The sequence below is a fragment of the Cellulomonas sp. P1_G12_2 genome (assembly GCF_056405535.1).
In genome coordinates this window covers 120,214-141,466 of the sequence record NZ_JBFUBX010000007.1, presented here as the reverse complement: position 1 = coordinate 141,466, position 21,253 = coordinate 120,214, and the positions used below count along the sequence as shown (strand labels likewise).

At 73.2% G+C, this 21,253-nt stretch carries 17 protein-coding genes; 5 read left to right on the top strand and 12 right to left on the bottom strand.

Translation table 11 applies throughout. The features are described 5' to 3' along the window. Nucleotides 1-28: 28 nt before the first annotated feature. Nucleotides 29-2,629, bottom strand: coding sequence for an aminopeptidase N (gene pepN / locus AC1DXT_RS18325; RefSeq protein ID WP_477062731.1), 2,601 nt, complete (start codon nucleotides 2,627-2,629; stop codon nucleotides 29-31). A gap of 84 nt (nucleotides 2,630-2,713) precedes the next feature. On the opposite strand from pepN, the gene AC1DXT_RS18320 reads away from it, so the two are divergent. The 3 genes from AC1DXT_RS18320 (at nucleotide 2,714) to AC1DXT_RS18310 (ending at nucleotide 5,579) form a co-directional block, all read left to right on the top strand. Next, entirely contained in the window at nucleotides 2,714-4,255 is a 1,542-nt protein-coding gene (locus AC1DXT_RS18320; RefSeq protein WP_477062730.1) for a phytoene desaturase family protein, read from the top strand. A 59-nt stretch (nucleotides 4,256-4,314) separates the two neighbouring features. Continuing rightward, the gene (locus AC1DXT_RS18315) at nucleotides 4,315-4,932 is read left to right on the top strand and encodes a mycothiol-dependent nitroreductase Rv2466c family protein (protein ID WP_477062729.1); all 618 of its coding nucleotides are present in this window, start codon (nucleotides 4,315-4,317) and stop codon (nucleotides 4,930-4,932) included. Nucleotides 4,933-5,048: 116 nt separating this feature from the next. Then, complete coding sequence (locus AC1DXT_RS18310) at nucleotides 5,049-5,579, top strand: hypothetical protein (RefSeq protein ID WP_477062728.1); 531 nt, start codon at nucleotides 5,049-5,051, stop codon at nucleotides 5,577-5,579. Between the two features lie 28 nt (nucleotides 5,580-5,607). Here the strand turns inward: AC1DXT_RS18310 and AC1DXT_RS18305 are convergent, their stop codons facing one another. Further along, complete coding sequence (locus AC1DXT_RS18305) at nucleotides 5,608-7,596, bottom strand: M13 family metallopeptidase (RefSeq protein WP_477062727.1); 1,989 nt, start codon at nucleotides 7,594-7,596, stop codon at nucleotides 5,608-5,610. A 90-nt stretch (nucleotides 7,597-7,686) separates the two neighbouring features. Here AC1DXT_RS18305 and AC1DXT_RS18300 point away from each other — a divergent pair, with 90 nt between their 5' ends. After that, nucleotides 7,687-8,136 carry a ribose-5-phosphate isomerase gene (locus AC1DXT_RS18300; RefSeq protein WP_477062726.1) on the top strand — a complete coding sequence of 150 codons (450 nt, stop codon included), beginning with the start codon at nucleotides 7,687-7,689 and terminating at the stop codon, nucleotides 8,134-8,136. Between the two features lies 1 nt (nucleotide 8,137). Here AC1DXT_RS18300 and AC1DXT_RS18295 read toward each other — a convergent pair whose 3' ends face one another. Further along, nucleotides 8,138-9,406, bottom strand: coding sequence for a GNAT family N-acetyltransferase (locus AC1DXT_RS18295; protein WP_477062725.1), 1,269 nt, complete (start codon nucleotides 9,404-9,406; stop codon nucleotides 8,138-8,140). Nucleotides 9,407-9,494: 88 nt separating this feature from the next. On the opposite strand from AC1DXT_RS18295, the gene AC1DXT_RS18290 reads away from it, so the two are divergent. Further along, a complete protein-coding gene (locus AC1DXT_RS18290) occupies nucleotides 9,495-10,586 on the top strand; it encodes a SpoIIE family protein phosphatase (protein WP_477062724.1) in 1,092 nt (363 codons plus the stop codon). A gap of 7 nt (nucleotides 10,587-10,593) precedes the next feature. Here AC1DXT_RS18290 and AC1DXT_RS18285 read toward each other — a convergent pair whose 3' ends face one another. From AC1DXT_RS18285 to AC1DXT_RS18245, 9 genes are all read right to left on the bottom strand, one after another. After that, complete coding sequence (locus AC1DXT_RS18285; protein WP_477062723.1) at nucleotides 10,594-12,519, bottom strand: acyltransferase family protein; 1,926 nt, start codon at nucleotides 12,517-12,519, stop codon at nucleotides 10,594-10,596. Nucleotides 12,520-12,624: 105 nt separating this feature from the next. Next, nucleotides 12,625-12,954, bottom strand: coding sequence for an MGMT family protein (locus tag AC1DXT_RS18280; RefSeq protein ID WP_477062722.1), 330 nt, complete (start codon nucleotides 12,952-12,954; stop codon nucleotides 12,625-12,627). Between the two features lie 7 nt (nucleotides 12,955-12,961). Beyond that, complete coding sequence (locus AC1DXT_RS18275) at nucleotides 12,962-13,453, bottom strand: CoA-binding protein (protein ID WP_175348613.1); 492 nt, start codon at nucleotides 13,451-13,453, stop codon at nucleotides 12,962-12,964. Beyond that, nucleotides 13,450-14,781 (bottom strand): O-acetylhomoserine aminocarboxypropyltransferase/cysteine synthase family protein, encoded by a 1,332-nt coding sequence (locus tag AC1DXT_RS18270; RefSeq protein WP_477062721.1) that lies wholly within the window; start codon nucleotides 14,779-14,781, stop codon nucleotides 13,450-13,452. Before AC1DXT_RS18270 ends, AC1DXT_RS18275 begins: the two co-directional genes overlap by 4 nt. Then, nucleotides 14,778-16,835 (bottom strand): acetate--CoA ligase, encoded by a 2,058-nt coding sequence (gene acs, locus AC1DXT_RS18265; RefSeq protein ID WP_477062720.1) that lies wholly within the window; start codon nucleotides 16,833-16,835, stop codon nucleotides 14,778-14,780. The genes AC1DXT_RS18270 and acs overlap by 4 nt, the downstream gene beginning before the upstream one ends. Beyond that, a complete protein-coding gene (locus AC1DXT_RS18260; RefSeq protein ID WP_477062719.1) occupies nucleotides 16,832-17,704 on the bottom strand; it encodes an ABC transporter permease in 873 nt (290 codons plus the stop codon). Before AC1DXT_RS18260 ends, acs begins: the two co-directional genes overlap by 4 nt. Before the next feature lie 58 nt (nucleotides 17,705-17,762). After that, nucleotides 17,763-18,806 carry an aliphatic sulfonate ABC transporter substrate-binding protein gene (locus tag AC1DXT_RS18255; RefSeq protein WP_477062718.1) on the bottom strand — a complete coding sequence of 348 codons (1,044 nt, stop codon included), beginning with the start codon at nucleotides 18,804-18,806 and terminating at the stop codon, nucleotides 17,763-17,765. A gap of 49 nt (nucleotides 18,807-18,855) precedes the next feature. Next, nucleotides 18,856-19,686 (bottom strand): ABC transporter ATP-binding protein, encoded by an 831-nt coding sequence (locus tag AC1DXT_RS18250; RefSeq protein WP_477062717.1) that lies wholly within the window; start codon nucleotides 19,684-19,686, stop codon nucleotides 18,856-18,858. A gap of 452 nt (nucleotides 19,687-20,138) precedes the next feature. Further along, complete coding sequence (locus tag AC1DXT_RS18245; protein ID WP_477062716.1) at nucleotides 20,139-21,182, bottom strand: LLM class F420-dependent oxidoreductase; 1,044 nt, start codon at nucleotides 21,180-21,182, stop codon at nucleotides 20,139-20,141. Nucleotides 21,183-21,253: the final 71 nt, after the last annotated feature.

Genomic DNA, 21,253 nt, shown 5'->3' with positions numbered 1-21,253 from the left:
GAGCACCGTGCCCGTCGGGGCGCGACACCTACGCGCGGCGGAGGTCCGCCTGCTGCGCAGCCAGCGCACGGCGCACGCCGTCGCGGGACTCGAGCACCAGCCGGCGCAGCGAGGGGGCGGCGTCCGGGTGGCCGTCGAGCCAGGCGTCCGTCGCGCCGAGCACGTCCACCGAGGCGTCGTCGGCCAGCTCGGTCGGGTACAGGCCGACGACGATGTTCTGCGCCATCTCGTTCGTCTTGTCCGCCCAGGCGGACTCGAGCGCTGCGAAGTACGGCTCGACGAACGGCAGGAGCAGCGACCGGTCGTGCACGCGCCCGAAGCCGGCGATCGTCGCGGCCTGGATCGCGTTCGGCAGCCCGTCCTGGTCCACCACGGAGGCCCAGGCTGCGGCCTTGGCGTCGGCGGTCGGGACGGCTGCACGCGCGGCCGCTGCCGCCCGCTGGCCCGTGGCCGTGGCGTCGTCCGCCAGCTGCGCGGCGATGTCGGCGTCTCCGGCACGCCCGCCGGTCACCAGCGAGGTGAGCAGCTCCCAGCGCAGGTCCGTGTCGATGGACAGCCCCTCGAGCGTGGCGTGACCGTCCAGCAGGTCGCGGACGGCGTCCAGCTGCTCGGTCGTCGCCGCGCGGCCTGCGAAGGACTTGACCAGCTGCAGCTGCGTGTCGGAGCCGGCCTCGGCTGCGCGCGCGAGGGCGAGCAGGCGGTCGGCTGCGGCGATCTCCGTGGCGGACCGGTGCTCCGGTGCCACGTACAGGTCGAGCGCGGTGGACAGCTGGCGCAGGAGGACGAGCACCACGGAGGAGTCGGTCTCGTGCGCGATGTTGTTCAGCACCAGGTCGACGAAGTCCCGCGCCGGGGTCTCCCCGTCGCGCGTGGCGTCCCAGGCGGCGGTCCACACGAGCGTGCGGGGCAGCGAGTCGTCGAACTTGCCCAGGTGCTCGATCGACGCGGCCAGCGACTGCTCGTCGAGCCGGACCTTGGCGTACGCGAGGTCCCCGTCGTTGACGAGCAGGAGCGTCGGGCGCTGCACGCCGACGAGCTCCGGCACCTCGGTGCGGGGGCCGTCGATGTCGAGCTCGACGTGGACGGTCCGGACCAGGCGGCCGGTCGTCGGGTCGAGGTCGTAGCCGCCGACGGCCAGGCGGTGCGGACGCTGCACGGGGTGCTCCGCCGGCACCTCCTGCAGGACCGCGAAGGACGTGATGACGCCGGCGTCGTCGACCTCGAGCGACGGGCGCAGCAGGGTGACGCCGGCCTTCTCCAGCCACAGGCCCGACCAGGCGGACAGGTCGCGGCCGCTGGTGGTCTCCAGCTCGGTGAGGAAGTCGCGCAGCTCGGTGTTGCCCCACGCGTGCTTGGCGAAGTACGCGCGCACACCGGCGAAGAACTCGTCCTGGCCCACCCACGACACCAGCTGCTTGAGCACGCTCGCGCCCTTGGCGTAGGTGATCCCGTCGAAGTTGACCTCGACGTCCTCCAGGTCGCGCATGTCCGCCACGATCGGGTGCGTGGACGGCAGCTGGTCCTGCCGGTAGGCCCAGTTCTTCTCCAGCGACGAGAACGTGGTCCAGGCGCTCGTCCAGCGGGTGGCCTCGGCGGTCGCGAGCGTCGACATGTACTCGGCGAACGACTCGTTCAGCCACAGGTCGTCCCACCAGCGCATGGTCACCAGGTCGCCGAACCACATGTGGGCGAGCTCGTGCAGGATCGTCACCGCGCGGCGCTCGATGGTGGCGTCGGGCACCTTGGACCGGAACACGTAGGACTCGAGGAACGTGACCGCTCCCGCGTTCTCCATCGCGCCGGCGTTGAACTCCGGGACGAAGAGCTGGTCGTACTTGGCGAACGGGTACGCGACACCGAACGCCCGCTCGTAGAAGTCGAAGCCCGCACGCGTGAGGTCGACGATGTTGTCGGTGTCCAGGTGCTCCGCCAGCGAGCCGCGGCAGTAGACGCCCAGGGGGATGGTGCGGCCGTCCTGGCTCGTGAGCTCGCGGTGCTCCGCGTGGTACGGGCCGGCGATGACCGCGGTGATGTACGACGAGATCCGCGGGGTGGTCTCGAACGTCCAGGTCGCGGTGCCCTTGTCGACGCCGCCGTTGCGGTTCACGCCGTCCTCGACGACCTCGGGCATGCCGACCTGCGGGTAGTTGGACACGACGGTCCAGTGCGCGGGCGCGGTCACGGTGAACGTGAACGTGGCCTTGAGGTCGGGCTGCTCGAACACGGCGAACACCCGCCGGGAGTCGGCGACCTCGAACTGCGAGTACAGGTAGACCTCGTCGTCCACGGGGTCGACGAAGCGGTGCAGGCCCTCGCCGGTGTTCATGTACGCGGCGTCGGCGACGACGAGCAGCTCGTTGCTCGCCGCGAGGTCGTCCAGCCGGATCCGCGAGTCGTCGACCACGTCGGCGACGTCCAACGAGCGGCCGTTGAGGGTGACCTCGTGCACGGTCGGCGCGATGAGGTCGATGAAGGTGCTCGCGCCCGGCGTGGCGGTGAACCGCACCCGGGTCCGGGAGGCGAACGTCGTCGGGCTCGTCGTGAGGTCGAGCTCGACCTCGTACGACTCGGCGGCGACGACGGAGGCGCGCTCGCGCGCCTCGGCACGGGTGAGGTTCTCTCCAGGCACGCAGGTACTCCTCGGGAGTCGATCGGTGGGGCTCTTGGCCGGGTCGATCATCGCACGCAGAGGCGTGCGGCCTAGGGTCGTGGCGTGCACGCGACCTACGACGCCGTCATCGTCGGCGGGGGCCACAACGGCCTGACCGCCGCCGCCTATCTGGCTCGCGCGGGGCGGACGGTCCTGCTGCTCGAACGCGCCGACCACGTGGGCGGCGCGACGCTCTCGGCGCGGGCGTTCCCCGGGGTGGACGCGAACGTGTCGCGCTACTCCTATCTCGTCTCGCTCCTGCCCCGACAGGTCCGCGACGAGCTCGGGCTCCGCGTCGAGCTCCGCCGCCGCCGGATCTCCTCGTACACGCCGGAGGACGGCCGGGGGCTGCTCGTGGACACGGCCGACGACGCCGCCACCGCGGCCTCCTTCGCCGACGTGGGGGCCGGGGCCGACGTCGGCGCGTGGCGCGCGTTCGGCGCACGCACCGGCGCGCTCGCCGCGCGGCTCTTCCCGACGATGACCGAGCCGCTGCTCTCCGCCGCGGACGCGCGCCGGCTGCTGGGCGACGACGACTGGCGCGACCTGGTCGAGCGGCCCATCGGCGAGCTGGTGGACGCGACGTTCTCCTCCGACCTGGTCCGCGGGGTCGTGCTCACCGACGCACTGATCGGCACGTTCGCGCGCGCCCACGAGACCGGCGGCCGCCCGAACCGGTGCTTCCTCTATCACGTGATCGGCGGCGGGACCGGGGACTGGGACGTGCCGGTGGGGGGCATGGGCGCCGTCGCGGGGGCGCTCGAGGCTGCGGCGCGGGGGGCCGGTGCGGAGCTGGTGACGTCGGCCGAGGTCGTCGCCGTCGACCCGGGGACGACCGGGGACGCGGAGGTCGTGTGGACGGACGCCGACGGCGGCGAGCACCGCGTGGGCGCGCGGCACGTGCTGGCCGCCTGTGCACCCGCGGTCCTCGACCGGCTGCTCGGGCGGGCCGCCGGGGACGCGCCCGAGGGGGCGCAGCTGAAGCTGAACATGCTGCTCACCCGCCTGCCGCGGCTGCGCTCGGGCATCGACCCGCGCACCGCGTTCGCCGGCACGTTCCACGTCCACGAGTCGGCGACCGAGCTGGAGGCCGCCTACCGGCAGGCCGCCGCCGGTCGCATCCCCGACGTGCCGCCGGTCGAGACGTACTGCCACTCGCTCACGGACGACTCGATCCTCGGGCCTGGGCTGCGCGCGACCGGCCACCAGACGCTCACCGCCTTCGGCCTGCACATGCCCGCGCGGCTCTTCGTCGCGGACCCCGAGGGCTCGCGCGCCGCTGCGCTCGCGGCCACGATGCGTTCGATCGACAGCGTGCTGGCGGAGCCGCTCGAGGACTGCCTCGCGCGGGACGAGGACGGGCGCCCGTGCCTCGAGGTGCGCAGCCCGGTCGACCTCGAGGCGGACGTCGGGCTGCCCGGCGGGCACATCTTCCACCGCGACCTGGCGTGGCCGTGGGCGGAGCGCGCCGACGAGGTGGGCGGCTGGGGCGTCGAGACAGCCGACCGGCGCGTCCTGCTCGCCGGGGCGGGCGCGCGGCGCGGTGGCGGCGTCAGTGGGATCCCCGGTCGTGCGGCGGCGATGGCGGTCCTGGGGACGGTCTGAGGAATACCGCGGCGCGCCCCTATGGTTGCGCGAGGCATCGACCACCCCGGAGGACACCTGTGACGAGCACGCCCACCGCCCGACCCGTCGTCGACTTCTGGTTCGACCCCGCGTGCCCCTGGGCGTGGATGACGTCACGCTGGATGGACGAGGTGAGCGCGATCCGCGACGTCGACGTCCGCTGGCACGTGATGAGCCTGTCCGTGCTCAACGAGAAGCGCGAGCTCCCGGACACCTACCGCGAGCTCATGGACGACTCGTGGGGTCCGGTGCGCGTGATCATCGCGGCCGCCCGCGACCACGGGGATGCCGTCATCAAGCCGCTCTACGACGCGATGGGCACCCGTCGCCACCCGGGCGGACGCCGCGACACGTCGGCGATCATCGCCGAGTCGCTGGCCGAGGTCGGACTGCCCGCGGAGCTGGCCGACGTCGCCGGGACCGAGGACGTGGACGCCCTGCTGCGCGAGTCGCACGGTGAGGGGATCACCCTGGTCGGCGACGACGTCGGCACCCCCGTCGTCGCGATCGACGGGGTCGGGTTCTTCGGACCCGTCATCACGCCCGCGCCCACCGGTGAGGCCGCCGGTCGCCTGTTCGACGGGCTCGCATTGATGACCTCCGTGCCCGGCTTCTACGAGCTCAAGCGCTCGCGAACGGCAGGCCCCTCGTTCTGATCGCCCGACCTGCGCGATTGGCCCGCCCGGTTCGTCCCGTGTGATCCTGGTCGTCGGCCCCGCCCGCGACCGGGCACGGGCCGAGACCCCACCGGGAGGAACGGAGCAGCATGGCCATGGCACGCAACGTCCGGCTCTTCGTCATCGTCGACGCGGTGCTCGTCGTCCTCGTGGTCGTGCTGGCGGTCGTGTTCTTCAGCGGCGGGGGCGGCGGAGGTGGCGACGACGCCTCCGACGACGGGTCCACCGGCGCGACGGCGTCGAGCACGCCGTCGGGGAGCTCGTCGGCGACGTCCACCGAGCCGCTCGCGTTCGCGTCCCCGACCGGCAACATCGCGTGCACCATGTCCGTCGACGGCGTCACGTGCACCATCGCCAGCTACACGTACGCGCCCCCGGTCGTGGCCGGCTGCACCGAGGTCACCGGTCACGTGCTCGTGCTCAACGCGGACGGCGTGGCGTTCAGCTGCGTGAGCGGCCCGCCGCCTGCCGTCGCCGGTGACGACGTGACGGTGCTGGAGTACGGGTCCTCGACGAGCGTCGGTGACTACACCTGCCGCAGCGCCACGGACGGGGTCCAGTGCGTCGACGCGTCCGGCGTCGGCTTCCAGCTGGCCCGAGCCAGCTGGTCCGAGCTGCCCGCCTGACGACGAGCAGCCCGGACCCAGCCCAGCATCACCAGATGCGGACGCGGTCCTCCGGGGCCAGGTACAGCGCGTCGCCCGGCTGCACGTCGTAGGCCGCGTAGAACTCGTCCACGTTGCGCACCACGCCGTTGCAGCGGAACTCGTTGGGCGAGTGCGGGTCGGTGGCGAGCCGGCGGATCATCTCCTCGTCGCGGCCCTTCGACTGCCACACCTGCGCCCACCCGAGCAGCACGCGCTGAACGCCGGTCAGCCCGTCGATCACGGGCGCGTCCTCCAGCGGGGTGCCGAGCGCGATGCGGTACGCCGTGAACGCGATCGACAGGCCGCCCAGGTCGCCGATGTTCTCGCCGATCGTCAGCTCGCCGTTGACGTGGTGCGAGCCGTCCAGCTGCACGGGGGAGAACTCGTTGTACTGGTCGATCAGGGCCTTCGTGCGCGTCTCGAACTCGGCGCGGTCGTCGGCCGTCCACCAGTCCTCGAGGCGCCCGTCCCCGTCGTACTTCGACCCCTGGTCGTCGAAGCCGTGGCCGATCTCGTGGCCGATCACGGCGCCGATCCCGCCGTAGTTCACCGCGTCGTCGGCCTCGGCGTCGAAGAACGGCGGCTGCAGGATCGCGGCCGGGAAGACGATCTCGTTCATGCCGGGGTTGTAGTAGGCGTTCACCGTCTGCGGGGTCATGAACCACTCGTCGCGGTCGATCGGCTTGCCGATCTTGCCCAGCTCCCGGTCCTGCTCGAACGCGTACGCGCGGCGCACGTTGCCCAGCAGGTCGTCGGGGGCGACCTCGAGCGAGGAGTAGTCGCGCCACGTCGCGGGGTAGCCGATCTTCGGGGTGAACGCGTCCAGCTTGGCCAGCGCCTTGGCGCGTGTCTCCTCGCCCATCCACTCCAGCTGCGAGATCGACTCGCGGTAGGCGGCGACGAGGTTGGCGACGAGCTCCTCCATCCGTGCCTTGTGCGCGGGCGGGAAGTGCCGGTCGACGTAGACCTTGCCGACGGCCTCGCCGAGCACGCCCTGCACCAGCGACACCCCGCGCTTCCACCGGTCCCGCAGCTCCTGCGCGCCGGTCAGCGTGCGGCCGTAGAAGTCGAAGTTGGCCTCGACCAGCTCGTCGGACAGGTAGGGCGCGCGGTCGGAGATGACGTGGAACGTGAGCCACGCCTGCCAGTCCTCCAGGGGCTCGCTCTGCCACAGGGTGGCGAACGCCTCGGCGAACGACGGCTCGCGCACCACCAGCTGCTCGAACGCGCCGACGGGGGCGCCGAGGGCGATCACCCACGAGTGCCAGTCGAAGCCCGGCGCGCGCTCGGCCAGCTCGGTGAGGGACAGGGCGTTGTACGTCAGGTCGGCGTCCCGGTCCTTGACCACGTCCCAGTGCCCGGCGGCCAGCTTGGTCTCGAGGGCCACGATCCGCCCGGCCAGCTCGTCGGCCTGCCCCTCGTCGGCAGCCGCGCCACCGAGAGTGAGCATGCGCGCGACGTGCGGGCGGTAGGCGGCGAGCACGGACGCGTACTGCTCGTCGCGGTAGTAGGCCTCGTCGGGCAGGCCCAGACCGCTCTGCACCAGGTGCACGGCGTACCTCGTCGGCTCCTTCGCGTCGTTGTCGACGTAGAACTGCACCGCGCCACCGGCCCCGGTGCGCTGCAGGGCGCCCAGCGCGCCGGTCAGCTCGGCCTGCGTCGTGGCCGCCTCCACCAGCGCGAGGTCCGTGCGCAGCGGGGCGGTGCCCGCGGCGGCGACGGCGTCGGTGTCCATGAAGGACGCGTAGACCGCGCCGACCTTGGCCTCGACGGAGTCGGCCGCACCACCGGCCGCTGCCGTGGCGCCGGCGTCCGCGATGATGTCGCGCACCTGCTCCTCGGCCCGGTCGTGCAGGGCGCGGAACGAGCCGTCCATCGCCCGGTCGGCGGGGATCTCATGGCTGGCGAGCCAGCGGCCGTTTACGTGGGCGTAGAGGTCGTCCTGGGGACGGACGTCGGGGTCGAGGGCGGTGAGGTCGATGCCACTGCGCGTCATGGGCACAGCCTACGGACGGGTTGCGGCCCGGCGAGATCGGTTATGCCGAGGGCGGACCGGGACCTCCGCACGGTGCGGCAGGATGGGCCCATGCGTATCCATGTCGCCTCCGACCACGCCGGTTACGAGCTCAAGGTCGCGCTCGTCCAGCACCTGCTCGCCGCCGGCCACGACGTCGTCGACCACGGTGCCGACACGTACGACGCCCTCGACGACTACCCCCCGTTCTGCTTCGCGGCCGGGGAGGCCGTCGTCGCCGAGCCGGGCAGCCTGGGTGTTGTTATCGGCGGCTCGGGCAACGGCGAGCAGATCGCCGCGAACAAGGTCACCGGTGTGCGCGCCGCCCTCGCCTGGAACCTGGCGACGGCGCAGCTGGGCCGCCAGCACAACGACGCGAACGTCGTCGCGATCGGCGCCCGTCAGCACTCCGTCGACGAGGCGCTCGCGCTGGTGGACGCGTTCGTGGCCGAGCCGTTCAGCCACGACCCGCGCCACCAGCGCCGGATCGACCTCCTCGCGGACTACGAGGCCTCCCGCTAGCTCACCAGACGTAGTTGCACATCGGCGCGACGGACGACAGGAACGCGGCCGCCGCGGGCTGCAGGGCGCCGGGCGTCACCTCGGCCACCAGCCCCGCGCGGGCCAGGGCCGCGAGCGACCGGCCACCGAGGTAGGCGGCCCCGAGCTCCCGCACGTCGAGCCGCACGTCGGCGGGATCCTCGGTCCGCGTGACCTCGGCCGGGTACGCGCCGTCGTCCTGTCGGGCACCCGTCGTCAGGCGCCACCGGCCGGCGTTGGCGGGCAGTCGGGTGTCGGTCACGTCGAGCACCACGTCGAGTGGTGCGGCGTACCGACGTCCGGCGAGCGCGACGGGGAGGTCGAGCAGGCGGACCCACAGGTTGTCGTTGACCTTGGGCACCACGGCGCGCGGGTTCTCCAGCAGCAGCAGCAGCGGGTCGTCGAGGGGGAGCATCGGCCCCTCGACCGTCGCGGTGAGGTCGAGGTCGAGCAGGAACGACCACAGGCGGTGCGTCGCGGCCGCGTCGAGCGCGACCGCCTCGCGGACCTTGACGATCCCCGCCGGGCCGCCCTCCGCCCAGTTCTCCTTGCGCCGGAACAGCGCGAAGGCGCGCGCAGCCCCGGAGGCGTCGTGGACCGTCGCGATGCGCAGCGGCTCGGCGCCCTCGCGCCAGGCGGGCGGGTCGACCAGCACCCGGGTGCGCCACACGTCGGTGTCGCGGGTGATCCAGCCGGGCCGACCGGCGCCGGCGGCGCGGTGCACCTCGTCGACGAGCGCGCTGTGCGCGGCGACGTCGGCGGTCGCGAGCCGGACCGTGAGCTCTTCGGAGCCCGGGGCGGCGCGGAGGGCGGCACCACGGCCGATCTTGACGCGGACGTCGTCGGCGGCTGAGCCGTACCCGTACCGCCCGTAGATCGCGTGCTCCGCGGCGAACAGCGCGGACACGGGCTCGCCGCGGTCCAGCGACCGCGCGAAGTGCGAGTCGATCATCGCGGTGAGCAGTCCGCGGCGACGCTGGTCGGGTCGGGCGCCCACCCAGGTGAGACCCGAGCACGCGATCGACGTCCCGGGTACAGGCATGTCGTGGGCATAGGACGCGTGGACGGCAGCGAGGCCCCCGTCGGGATCCTCCACGGCCTGTGCGCGGTCCCACGCGAAGGTGATCGGCACGATCGCGTCGGTCTCCGCGTTCGAGTCGAAGGCGAAGGCCAGGCGGTCGACCTCGAGGAACTCGTCCTTGCGGTCCTCGGGTACGTCGACGAGGCGGTATCCGGCGGGAAGGGGGCTCATACCCCCATCGTCGGGTACCGGACGCGTGCGTAGCACCCCCATTTCCGGTCTCGGGACCCGTGCAATGACCTGCGGATACGCTCACCGGGTGCGGGGGACGCGGCGGGCGCCGGAACAGGGGCTCTACTCGCGCGCCTCGCTCGCGGCGCGCCGCTGGAGCGGCCGCTCGCAGGTGGTCATCGTGGCGGTGCTGGTGCTCTGCGCGGCGCTCCTCGTGGTCGGCATCCTCAAGCAGCCCGAGTGGTTCCCGCCGTCCGCCTTCCTGCTGCTGATCGTCGTGGCCGTGTTCCTGCTCCGGCTGCGCCAGCTCGCGGTCCTGGGAGCGGTCGTGATGGCCTGCACCTGGGGCCTGTGGGTGTGGGGTGCGCCCACGATGATCCCGGGCGTCCTCGTGGTCGTCACGGTCGCCGTGATCGCCAGCATCGCGTTCGCCCGCGGGCGCGAGCGGCTCGGCCTGCAGGGTGCGCCCGGCGACCTCATGCTGGTCGACCTGCGCGACCGGCTGGCTGCCCACGGGCGCGTCCCGCCGCTGCCCGCCGGGTGGCACGTGGACAGCGAGTTCCGCTCGGCGCACGCCGACGGGTTCTCCGGCGACTTCATGGTGGCGGGCTCGCGCTCGGGCAGCTCGGCGCTCGAGATCGTCCTGGTGGACGTGTCCGGCAAGGGGCTGGACGCCGGGGTCCGCTCGCTCCAGCTGTCCGGCGCGTTCGGAGGGCTGCTGGGCGCGATGCCACGGGAGGAGTTCCTCGGAGCCGCCAACCAGTACCTGCTCGACCAGGCGTGGGACGAGGGGTTCGCGACGGCGATCCACGTCGCGATCGACATGACCACCGGCGACTTCTGGGTGTGCTCGGCGGGTCACCCGCCCGCCGTCCAGCTGCACGCCGGGTCGGGTCGGCTCGCACTGCTCGACACGGTCGGCAGCCCCGCGCTCGGGGTCGTCCCCGACATCCGCAGCGAAGCGCGGGCCGGCCGGCTGGAGCGCGGCGACGTGCTCATGCTCTACACCGACGGCGTGATCGAGGTGCGCGGCGGGGACCTCGACCAGGGGATCGACCGGCTCATGGGGGTGGCGGACCGGGTGCTCAGCCCCGGTCGCGGCTCGGCGGCGGCGGTGCTGGCGGGGGTGCGGGCGGGCGATGACGACGACCGCGCCGTGGTCCTGGTCCGCCGCGACTGACCGACGCTCAGGGCTGGATCGACTGCGCCAGCCAGTCGGCGTAGCCCGCGCGCCCGCCGTCCGGTCGCAGGTGGATGTCGTCTCCGTACAGCCAGCCACGGTTGGCCGTCGCCAGCGTGTTCCAGTCGAGGACTCGGACGTTCGGGTACTCGGGTGCCACGCGGGCGAAGAGCTCGTTGTCGAACGCGGCCCACGTGCGCGGGACGTGCACGTTCACCAGGAACACCCGCCGGTCCGCCGTGAGGTCCAGCAGCGACCGCAGGGTCGCCTCGTCGATCGGTCCGTTGGTCCCGCCGTGCACGATCACCGTGTGGCCGAGGGTGCCCGCGGCCGCGGCGGCCCGGACCAGGTCGACCATCACGGCGAACTGCCGGGAGACCTCGGCGTCCACCGCGATGCCCCGGGCGCCGAGCTCCGCCGCCGCGCCCAGCATCACGGAGTCCCCGAAGCCGGAGGCGCCGCCGACCGTCTCGACCGGCGGGGGCGGCACCGCGGGCGCGACCGGGGTGGTGGTGCTCGGCGTCGGGACCGGGGTGGCCGTCACGCGGGGTGTCGACGATGCCGGACGCGTCGAGGTCACCGCGGGCGCCGCTGCCGGCTCCCACCGGGCGGTCGAGGACGACGCGGGCACCTGCGCGAGGGCCGCGGTGGCCACCCCGCCGACGACCACCATCCCGACCGCGGCCGCGACCACCCGGAGCACCGCGCGCGGCCGGTCCGTGCCCGCGTCGCGCACCCGGGCAGCCAGCCGGCCGAGCGCGCCCCGCCGGACCGGCAGCTCGACGAGCCGGTAGGACAGCTCGGCGATCGCCAGGACGCCTGCGAGGCGCAGCGGGGTCGCCAGCCACGGCTCCACCGCGATGTCGACACCCGGCCGCGTGAGCATGAAGACGGGCCAGTGCCACAGGTAGATGCCGTAGGACCGTTCGCCCAGCCAGCGCCAGGGCTGCCGGGCGAGGGCGCGTCCGAGCAGTCCGGCCGGGTCGGCGACCGCGCCGACCAGCACCGCCGCCAGCAGCGAGAACGCGAGGAACCCGCCGCGGTAGAGAGCGTTGCTGAACTCGTCCACCCAGACGAACGCCGCGAGCACGCCGAGCAGCGCCGCGCCGCCCAGCACGTCGGTGACGCCCGCCTCGAACCGTCGCACCGAGCTGCCGCGCTCGCGCACCCACGACCCGGCGTGCTGCCACGTCCGCCATGGGGTCCAGACCGCCGCCATGGCCGCGCCGACCAGCAGGCCCATCGAGTGGGTGTCGGTGCCGAAGTACGCGCGGCTCGGGTCGTTCGGTACGGGGGAGGACGTGCGGACGGCGATCACCACCATCGCGGCGGTGGACAGCAGCGCCAGGACCGCGGCGAGCTGCCCCACGCGCGCGCGGCCCGCGCGCAGCGCCAGGAGGGCCACCAGCGGGAAGACCAGGTAGAACTGCTCCTCGATGGCCAGCGACCACAGGTGCTGGAGCAGCGGGGGGCGGCTGGTCAGCTCGAAGTACGACCGGTCCGCGACCACCTGCCACCAGTTCGACACGTACCCCGCGGCCGCGAGGATGTCGCCACGCAGCTCACGCGCCTCCCCGGGCATGGCGACGGCGACACCGGCCATGGCGACTAGCAGGAGCCCGAGGGCGGGCAGCAGCCGCCGGGCGCGCCGGGCGTAGAACCGCCGGAACGAGAACCGCCCGGTCAGCTCCACCTCGTCGAGGACCAGCGTGGTGATGAGGAAGCCGGACAGGACGAAGAACACGTCCACGCCCAGGAACCCGCCACGCATCCACGGTGCGCCGAGGTGGTAGACGACCACGCCCGCGACGGCGATCGCGCGGACCCCGTCGAGGCCGCCCAGGTGCGGCAGGCGTGTGAACGGCACCACTGCTGTCACCCGGGGTGCCGTGCGCGTCCCGACGAGCGCGGAGCGCTGGACGGTGACGGTCATGGATCTCCCGGGTCGGTGCGGTGCGCGGTCGACGCGGGGCGCCTCCCGTGCGGCCAGGCTAGGTCGGCCGGGAGGGCGGGCAGCCGAGGACACGCGGGAGGCGGTTCAGTCGTCGGGGAACCAGATCGCGCGGCGCAGCGCCACGCGGGTGCCGTCGGCCGTCAGGGGAGTGCCCTCGTCGGTGAGCAGACGCAGCGCTCGGGTGGCATGGCGCGCGGGCGGGCTGCCCGCGGCGTTGACGACGCGCCACCAGGGAACCCCGGAGCCGGCGTGGCTCATGACCTGGCCCACCTGCCGTGGACCGCCACGACGCACGCCGTCGCGAGCCTGGAGCAGGTCACCGACGACCTCGGCGATCGTCCCGTAGGTCATCGCGCGCCCCGCCGGGATCGTCGCGACGAGGTCGAGCACGGCCTCCGCGTAGTCGTCGTCCACCGGGAGCTCAGCCCAGTGCGCGCTTGGAGCTGATCACTCCGGTGTCGAAGCCGGCGAGGTGCAGGCCGCCGTGGAACCGGGCGTGCTCGATCTTCACGCAGCGGTCCATGACGACGGTCAGTCCCGCGGCCTCGCCGCGCCGGGCGACGTCCTCGTGCCACGAGCCGAGCTGCAGCCAGAGCGCCTTGGCGCCGACGGCGATCGTCTCGTCGAGCACCGTCGGCAGGTCGTCGTGGCGGCGGAACACGTCCACCAGGTCGGGGACCACCGGCAGTGACTCGAGCGACGGGTACACCGGCCGGCCGAGGATCTCGTCGGCGCGCGGGTTGACGAAGTACACGTCGTACGGGGAGCTCGACAGCAGGTAGGTCGCGACGAAGAAGCTCGCCCGCGCGGGGTTGTTCGACGCGCCGACGATCGCGATGGACTTCGTGGAGTGCAGGAGCGCGAGGCGCTCGGGGGCGCTCGGTCCCAGCCAGGTGCGCGTGCCGGTGCTCATGCCGCCACCCCCGTCCGGGTGCGTCCGGTGGCGGCCGTGAGGGCCTGGTCGAGGTCCCAGAGGATGTCCTCGGCGTCCTCGAGCCCGACGCTGATCCGCACCAGGTCGGCGGGAACGCCGGCCGCGGCGAGCTGCTCGGCGTTCAGCTGCTGGTGCGTGGTGGACCCGGGGTGGATGACCAGCGTGCGCGCGTCGCCCACGTTCGCCAGGTGGCTGGCCAGCTGCAGGCCCTCGATGAACGCGCGGCCGATGGTGCGGCCGTCCTTGTCGTCCGTGGCGCGCAGCCCGAACGCGAACACCGCGCCGGGGCCGAGCGGCAGGTAGTGGTTCGCGCGCTCGTGGTGCGGGTGGCTGGGCAGGCCGGCCCAGTTGACGTACGAGACGCGGGGGTCGGCCTCGAGCCACTCGGCGACCACCCGGGTGTTCGCCAGGTGCGCGTCCAGGCGCTGGGGGAGCGTCTCGACACCCTGGAGCAGGTTGAACGCGGACTGCGGGCTGAGCGCCGGCCCGATGTCCCGCAGCTGCTCGGAGCGGAGCTTGGTGAGGAACCCGTACTCGCCGAAGTTCTCCCACCAGCGGACCCCGCCGTAGGACGCCACCGGCTCGGTCATCTGCGGGAACCGGCCGCTGCCCCAGTCGAACCGGCCGGACTCGACGACGATGCCGCCGAGCGTGGTGCCGTGCCCGCCGAGGAACTTGGTGACGGAGTGGATGACGATGTCGGCGCCGTGCTCGATCGGCCGCACCAGGTACGGGGTGGCCAGCGTCGCGTCGACCACGAAGGGGATCCCGGCGGCGTGCGCGACCTCGGCCAGCCCGGCCAGGTCGGCGATCTCCCCGGACGGGTTGGCGATGACCTCGGCGTACAGCACCTTGGTCTCGGGCCGGATCGCCGCGGCGTAGTCGGCCGGGTCGGTGCCGGGCACGAACGTGGTGTCGACGCCGAACCGGCGCAGAGTGACGTCGAGCGCGGTCACGGTGCCGCCGTACAGCTGCGACGACGCGACGATGTGGTCTCCGGCGCCCACCAGCGCGGCGAAGGTGATGAACTCCGCGGACATGCCCGACGCCGTGGCGACCGCCCCGATCCCTCCCTCGAGCGACGCGATCCGCTCCTCGAGCGCGGCGACCGTGGGGTTGCCGATGCGGGAGTAGATGTTCCCGTACTTCTGCAGCGCGAACAGGTTGGCGGCGTCGGCGGTGTCCTGGAACACGAACGACGTCGTCTGGTAGATCGGCACCGCGCGCGCACCCGTCGTCGCGTCGGGGATCCCGCCGGCGTGCAGCGCCCGCGTGCGGAAGCCGAAGCGGTGGTCGGGGCTGGTCATGCGGTCTCCTCGGAGGCGCTGGTGCGGACGGCTGGCAGCACGGTACGCCGTGCAGTGAGTGCGGCGATCTCGTCGACCGCCCAGGGGTTCTGCAGGGAGGTGACGTCGCCCGGCGCGCTGCCGTCGAGGATCTGCGCCAGCAGCCGGCGCATGATCTTGCCCGACCGCGTCTTGGGCAGGTCCGGCACCAGGAGCACGTGCTTGGGCTTGGCGACGGGCCCGATCTCGTGGGCCACCTGCCCGCGCAGCTCCTCGCGGAGCGCGTCGCCGGCGGCCAGCCAGGCGTCCACGTCGTCGACCGGACCCGGCGGTGCGGCGGGCACGACGAAGGCGGCGACGGCCTGCCCGGTGACGTCGTCGTGCACGCCCGCGACCCCGGCCTCGCCGACCGCGGGGTGGGCGACGAGCGCGGACTCGATCTCGATGGTCGAGAGGCGGTGCCCGGAGACGTTGACCACGTCGTCGAGCCGGCCGAGCAGCCAGATGTACCTGTCGGCGTCGTACGACGCGCCGTCGCCGGCCAGGAAGTACCCGCCGTGCTCGCCGTGCCCGGCGAACCGCCGCCAGTACGCGTCGAGGTACCGCTGCGGGTCGCCCCAGATCGTGCGGGCCATCCCGGGCCACGGTCGGTCGACGACCAGCAGGCCGCCCTCGCCCGGGCCGACCTCCACGCCGGAGTCGTCGACGACCTTCGCCGAGATGCCCGGCAGCGGACGCGTCGCCGACCCGGGCTTGAGCACCGTGGATCCGGGCAGCGGCGCGATCATCGCGGCACCGGTCTCGGACTGCCACCAGGTGTCCACCACAGGTGCGCGGTCGGCGCCGAACGTGCGGCGGAACCACACCCACGCCTCGGGGTTGATCGCCTCGCCGACCGTGCCCAGCAGCCGGATGCTCGACAGGTCGTGCCCGCCGGTGAGCTCGTCGCCGAACCAGGTCATGAACGTCCGGATGAGGGTCGGCGCGGTGTAGTACGTGGTCACGCCGTAGCGCTCGATGATCTCGAGGTGGCGCTCGCGGTGGGGGCTGTCGGGGGTGCCCTCGTAGATGACCTGCGTGAGCCCGTTGGCCAGCGGGCCGTAGATCTCGTAGGTGTGCGCGGTGACCCACGCGAGGTCGGCGGTGCACCAGTGGACGTCGTCGGGCTTGGCGTCGAAGTGCGCCCAGTGCGCCCAGGCGGCGTGCGTGAGGTACCCGCCGGACGTGTGCACCAGACCCTTCGGGCGCCCGGTGGTGCCCGAGGTGTAGATGATGAACAGCGGGTGCTCGGCGTCGAACGCCTGCGCCTCGTGCACGTCGGGCGCGGTGTCGACGACGTCGTGCCACCAGACGTCGCGACCCTCGGTCCACGGCACGTCCTGCCCGGTCCGCCGGACCACCAGCACGTGCTCCACGTGGTCCAGCCCGGCCACGGCCTCGTCGGCGGTCGACTTCACCTCGACGGCCTGCCCGCGGCGGTACTGCCCGTCGCTGGTGACCAGCAGCTTGGCGCCCGTGTCCTGCACCCGGAACCGGACGGCCTCCGCGGAGAAGCCACCGAACACCAGGGAGTGCACGGCGCCGATCCGCGCGATCGCGAGCGTGACGATCACGGTCTCCGCGAGCACCGGCAGGTATACGACGACGCGGTCCCCGGGACCGATGCCGAGGGCGGTCAGCGCGTTCGCCGCCCGGGACACCTCGCTCTGCAGGTCCGCGTACGTGAGCGTGCGGCGGTCGCCGGGCGCTCCCTCGACGTGCAGGGCCACCTTGTCGCCGCGCCCGGCGTCGACGTGCCGGTCCACGCAGTTGACGGCCACGTTCAGGCGCCCGCCGACGAACCACTGCGCCTCGGGCACGGTCAGCCCGCCCTCTGCGTCGGCCACCGGCGGCGACCAGACCAGGGGCGTGTGCCACGGCGTCACCCAGTCGAGCCGGCGCGCGGCGTCCTCCCAGAAGGCGATCGGGTCGGCCTCGGCGCGGTCGAACGCCTCCGGTCCCACGTTGGCGTCGAGGTCGAGCGGGGGGTCGTAGGTGCGTGCCTCGGTCTGCAGGGTGGAGATCGTGGAGGTCATGCCCATCTCTTCAGCAGGTACTTCTCGGCCAGCCCGATGAGGCTGTCGGTCAGCTTGCCCAGCAGGGCCAGCAGGATGATCGCGAGGATGATCCGGTCGACACGTCCGTTGTTGCCGGAGTCCATGAGCAGGAAGCCCAGGCCCATGGAGGACGCGATCAGCTCGGCGGCGACGAGGAACAGCCAGGACTGCGCGAGCGCGAGCCGCAGCCCGGACACCACCGACGGCAGCACGGCGGGCAGCTGGACGCTCGAGAACAGCCGGACGCCGCGCAGCCCGTACGCGCGGCCGACCTCGACGAGGTGCGGGTCGACGTGCCGGAGCGCGGCCGCGACGGTCGTGTAGACGGGGAAGAACGCGCCGATCGCGATGAGCGTGATCTTGGAGTCCTCGCCGATCTTCATCCAGAGGATGAGCAGGGGGACCCAGGCGAGCGACGGGACGGCGCGGATGGCGCCGAGCGTGGGGGCGAGCAGGGCGTCGCCGAGGCGGGACAGGCCGACGACCGCGCCGAGCAGGAGCCCGGCGGCGCTGCCGATCGCGAACCCGATGAGCACGCGCTGCGTGGAGATCGCGACGTAGGGCGCGAGCAGGTTGCGCTCGGCCAGGTCCACGGCCGCGTTCCACACGGAGGCCGGGCTGGGGAGCTGGTACGGCGCGACGATCCCGGCGCTGGTGACCCTCTGCCAGAGCGCGAGCAGGGCCAGCGGGAGCAGGAGGCCGAGCACCGTCCGCGTGCCGCGGCGGGCGAGCGGACCTTTCGACGACGGCCGGGTCGAGCCGTTGTCGAACGGGTTGAACGCGCGGTGCGGGCGACCGTCTTGGTCGAGGATCGGCGTCGACGTGCCGACGACGGGCGGTGCGGTCATGTCAGCTCCTGGGAGGGACCCTGCCGCCCCCGAGAGTCCCGGGGGCGGCAGGCGCGGGTCAGGACGGGTCGGCGTTCTCGGCGAACGACGGCTCGAACAGCTCGTCGAGCGCCTTGTCGACGGCGTCCTGGGTGGCCACGTCGCCGTTCGCGACGAAGATCGGCCCGACGACCGCGAGCACCTTGCGCTGGGCGTCTCCGGGGACCGGGTCGATCTTGAGGGTGGTGCGCTCGGAGATGACCTTGGTGGCCACCGCGGGGTCGATCGCGGCAACCTCGGCGAGGATCGACGCGACCTCCTCGGGGTTCTCCTGGGCGTACGCGCGGGCCTTCTCGTACGTGGCGACGACCAGCTGGGCCAGGTCGGGGCTCTTGCCGAGGAACGACTCGGTCGCGTTGAGGAAGCCGTAGGTGTTGAAGTCGACGTTCCGGTACAGGAGCGTCGAGCCCGCGGTCGCCTCGCTGGCGGCCATCAGCGGGTCCAGCCCGGCCCACGCGGCGACGGAGCCGTTCTCGAGCGCGGCCTTGCCGTCGGCGTGCTGCAGGTTCTGCACCTCGACCTGGTCCAGCGGCACGCCGGCCTCCTCCAGCGACTGCAGCAGGAAGAAGTACGGGTCGGTGCCCTTGGTGGCGGCCACGGACTTGCCGGCCAGCTGGCTGACGTCGGTGATGTCGGACCCCTTCGGCACGACGATCGCCGCCCACTCCGGCTGGGAGTAGATGTCGATGGTCTTGATCGGGGAGCCGTTCGAGCGGGCCAGCAGTGCGGCCGACCCGGCCGTCGAGCCCACGTCGACGGCACCCGCACGGAGCGCCTCGTTGGCCTTGTTGGACCCGGCGGACTGGATCCAGTTGACCGTGACGTCGTCGCCCAGGGCCTCCTCGAGCCAGCCCTGGTCCTTGATGACCAGGCTCAGCGGGTTGTAGGTCGCGAAGTCGATGTTGAGCACGTCGGCGCTCCACTCGACGGGGGCATCGGCCGACGCGGTGGAGTCGGGCTCGGGCGCGACGGCGGGGGTGTCCTCGCCGGCGACGCAGCCGGTGAGCGCCAGGGCGGTCGCGAGGGCCAGTGCGGTGGCGGACACGGCGGTGCGGATGCTCATCGTCTCTCCTGAGTGGTGACCCGGGGGTGGGTCGGGTGGGTGGTGCGGGTCAGATGGAGTGGTGCTTGTCCTGCTCGGCGGGGCTGATGTGGTGGGTCGGGACGCCGAGGCCCTCGAGCAGCTCGGCGCGCAGACCGGCGAACGTGGAGTCGGCGCGATCGCGGGGTCGCGTCCCGGGCACGTCGATGACGCGGGCGATGCTGGTCTCGTCGCGCTGCGGGGTGCGCAGGAGCACCACGCGGTCGGCCAGGTAGAGGGCCTCCTCCACGTCGTGCGTCACCAGGAGCACGGTGGCCGGCTCGGCGGCGTGCACCTCGAGCAGGAGCTCCTGCATGCGCAGCCGAGTCAGCGCGTCGAGCGCCCCGAACGGCTCGTCGAGCAGCAGGACCCCGGGGTTACGGGCGAGCGCCCGGGCGAGCGACGCCCGCTGCGCCATGCCGCCGGACACCTGCCGTGGCCGCAGCCCGGCCGAGGCGGTCAGGCCGACCAGCTCGAGGAGCTCGGCCACCCGTCCGGCACCGTCCGCCCGGGACGTCCCCGCCGGCAGGCCGAGCGTGACGTTCTGGGTGAGGGTGCGCCACGGCAGGAGCCGCGGCTCCTGGAACGCGACGGCCGTCCGGGGGTCGGTCCCGCGCACGGGGGACCCGTCGATGAGGATGTCGCCGGCGTCGGGGGTGTCCAGGCCGCTCACCTGGCGCAGGAGCGTCGACTTGCCGCAGCCCGACGGCCCGACGAGCGCGACGATCTCGCCCGCGGCGAGCTCGAGGTCGACGCCGGCGAGCACCGCGCGCGGACCGGTGGGCGTGTCGAACGTGCGGCGGACGTCGCGCAGGGTCACCGGGTGGGCGACGTGCGCGGTCGCAGTCGTGGTCAGGGACATGGGGGGTCCTGGGGATCGGGCGCGGCCGATCGGGACGGGCTGGGGGGCCGGTCTGCCGCGCGTGGGGCGGGCACCGGCGATCCCTCGGTCAGGCCGAGGGGGAGACGAGGGGAGGCGTCAGGAGCCGGTGCGGTGCGGGGAACAGCACGCGGACCGACAACACATGAGGAGGGACGGACGAGCGGTCATGGCGGTCCGTTCCTTCCTCGAGAAGATTCTGGAGTGGGGAGATCCGGATTTCCCAGATGCTGAGACGGCTCATCCACCACGTGGGCACGACAGTAGCGGTTCCCGACGGGTGTCGGCAACGGCGCCCCCCGGTGCGCGAGCTCGTGGGTCGGGCAGCAGATCGTGGCGCTGCACCCACGAACTGACGACGAGTCCACGATCTCGCCCGCACACACGACCGCCCGCGTCGCCGAGGGGGCGTCGCGGGCGGGTCGACGAGTGGGTCAGGCCGTCGGGCGCAGGGCCTCCGCGATCGCCGGCAGGGTGCGCGGGTCGGCCTGCACGAGCATCGTCGTGATCGCCGTGCCCTCCCAGGCGGGCAGCTGGGCGCGGATGTCGTCGACGGTGCCCACCAGGGCGATGTCCTGCACGAGCTCGAGCGGCACCGCGGCGGTCGCACGGGCGCGGTCGCCGGCCAGGTAGTGGGCCTGGATCTCGTCGCAGGCCTCGGTGTACCCGAGCCGGTCGAGGACCGCGCGGTGGAAGTTGGCGCCCTTGGCCCCCATGCCGCCGGCGTAGAGGGCGATGAACGGGCGGACGCTGTCCGCGGCGGACTCGACGTCGGCACCGATCACCACCGGCACGGTGGCGACCACCTCGAACGCGTCCACAGAGGTCCGCTCCGGAGCGCGCTGCGCGAAGCCCTCGGCCAGCAGCTCCCGGTACTCGCCGTCCATCCGCGGCGAGTAGAAGAGCGGCAGCCAGCCGTCGGCGATCTCCGCCGACATCGCGATGTTCTTCGGTCCCTCGGCCGCCAGGTGGATCGGCAGGTCGGCGCGCAGCGGGTGCACCGTCGAGCGCAGTGCCTTGCCCAGGCCCGAACCCTCGTCGGGACCCAGCGGGAGCCGGTAGAACTGCCCGTCGAACGTCACCGGCGCCTCGCGCGCCAGCACCTGCCGCACGATCGCGACGTACTCGCGCGTGCGGGCGAGCGGGCGCGGGTACGGCTGCCCGTACCAGCCCTCCACCACCTGTGGCCCGGAGGCGCCGAGCCCCAGCACGAAGCGACCGCCGGAGAGGTGGTCGAGCGTGAGGGCGGCCATCGCGGCGGCCGTCGGGGTGCGGGCGGAGATCTGCGCGATCGCCGTGCCCAGCCGGATCCGGGACGTGCGCGAGCCCCACCACGCGAGCGGGGTGAGCGCGTCGGATCCGTAGGCCTCGGCGGTCCAGACGGAGTCGAACCCGAGCTGCTCGGCGCCGAGGACGGCCTCCTGCGCACCCGGCGGGGGACCCGCCGACCAGTAGCCCGTGTGGTAGCCCAGCCGCATCGTCAGTCCTCCGGTCCGGCGTCGCCGTCGACGCCCGCGCCAGGCTACCTGCTACCCCGGGTATCACCGGG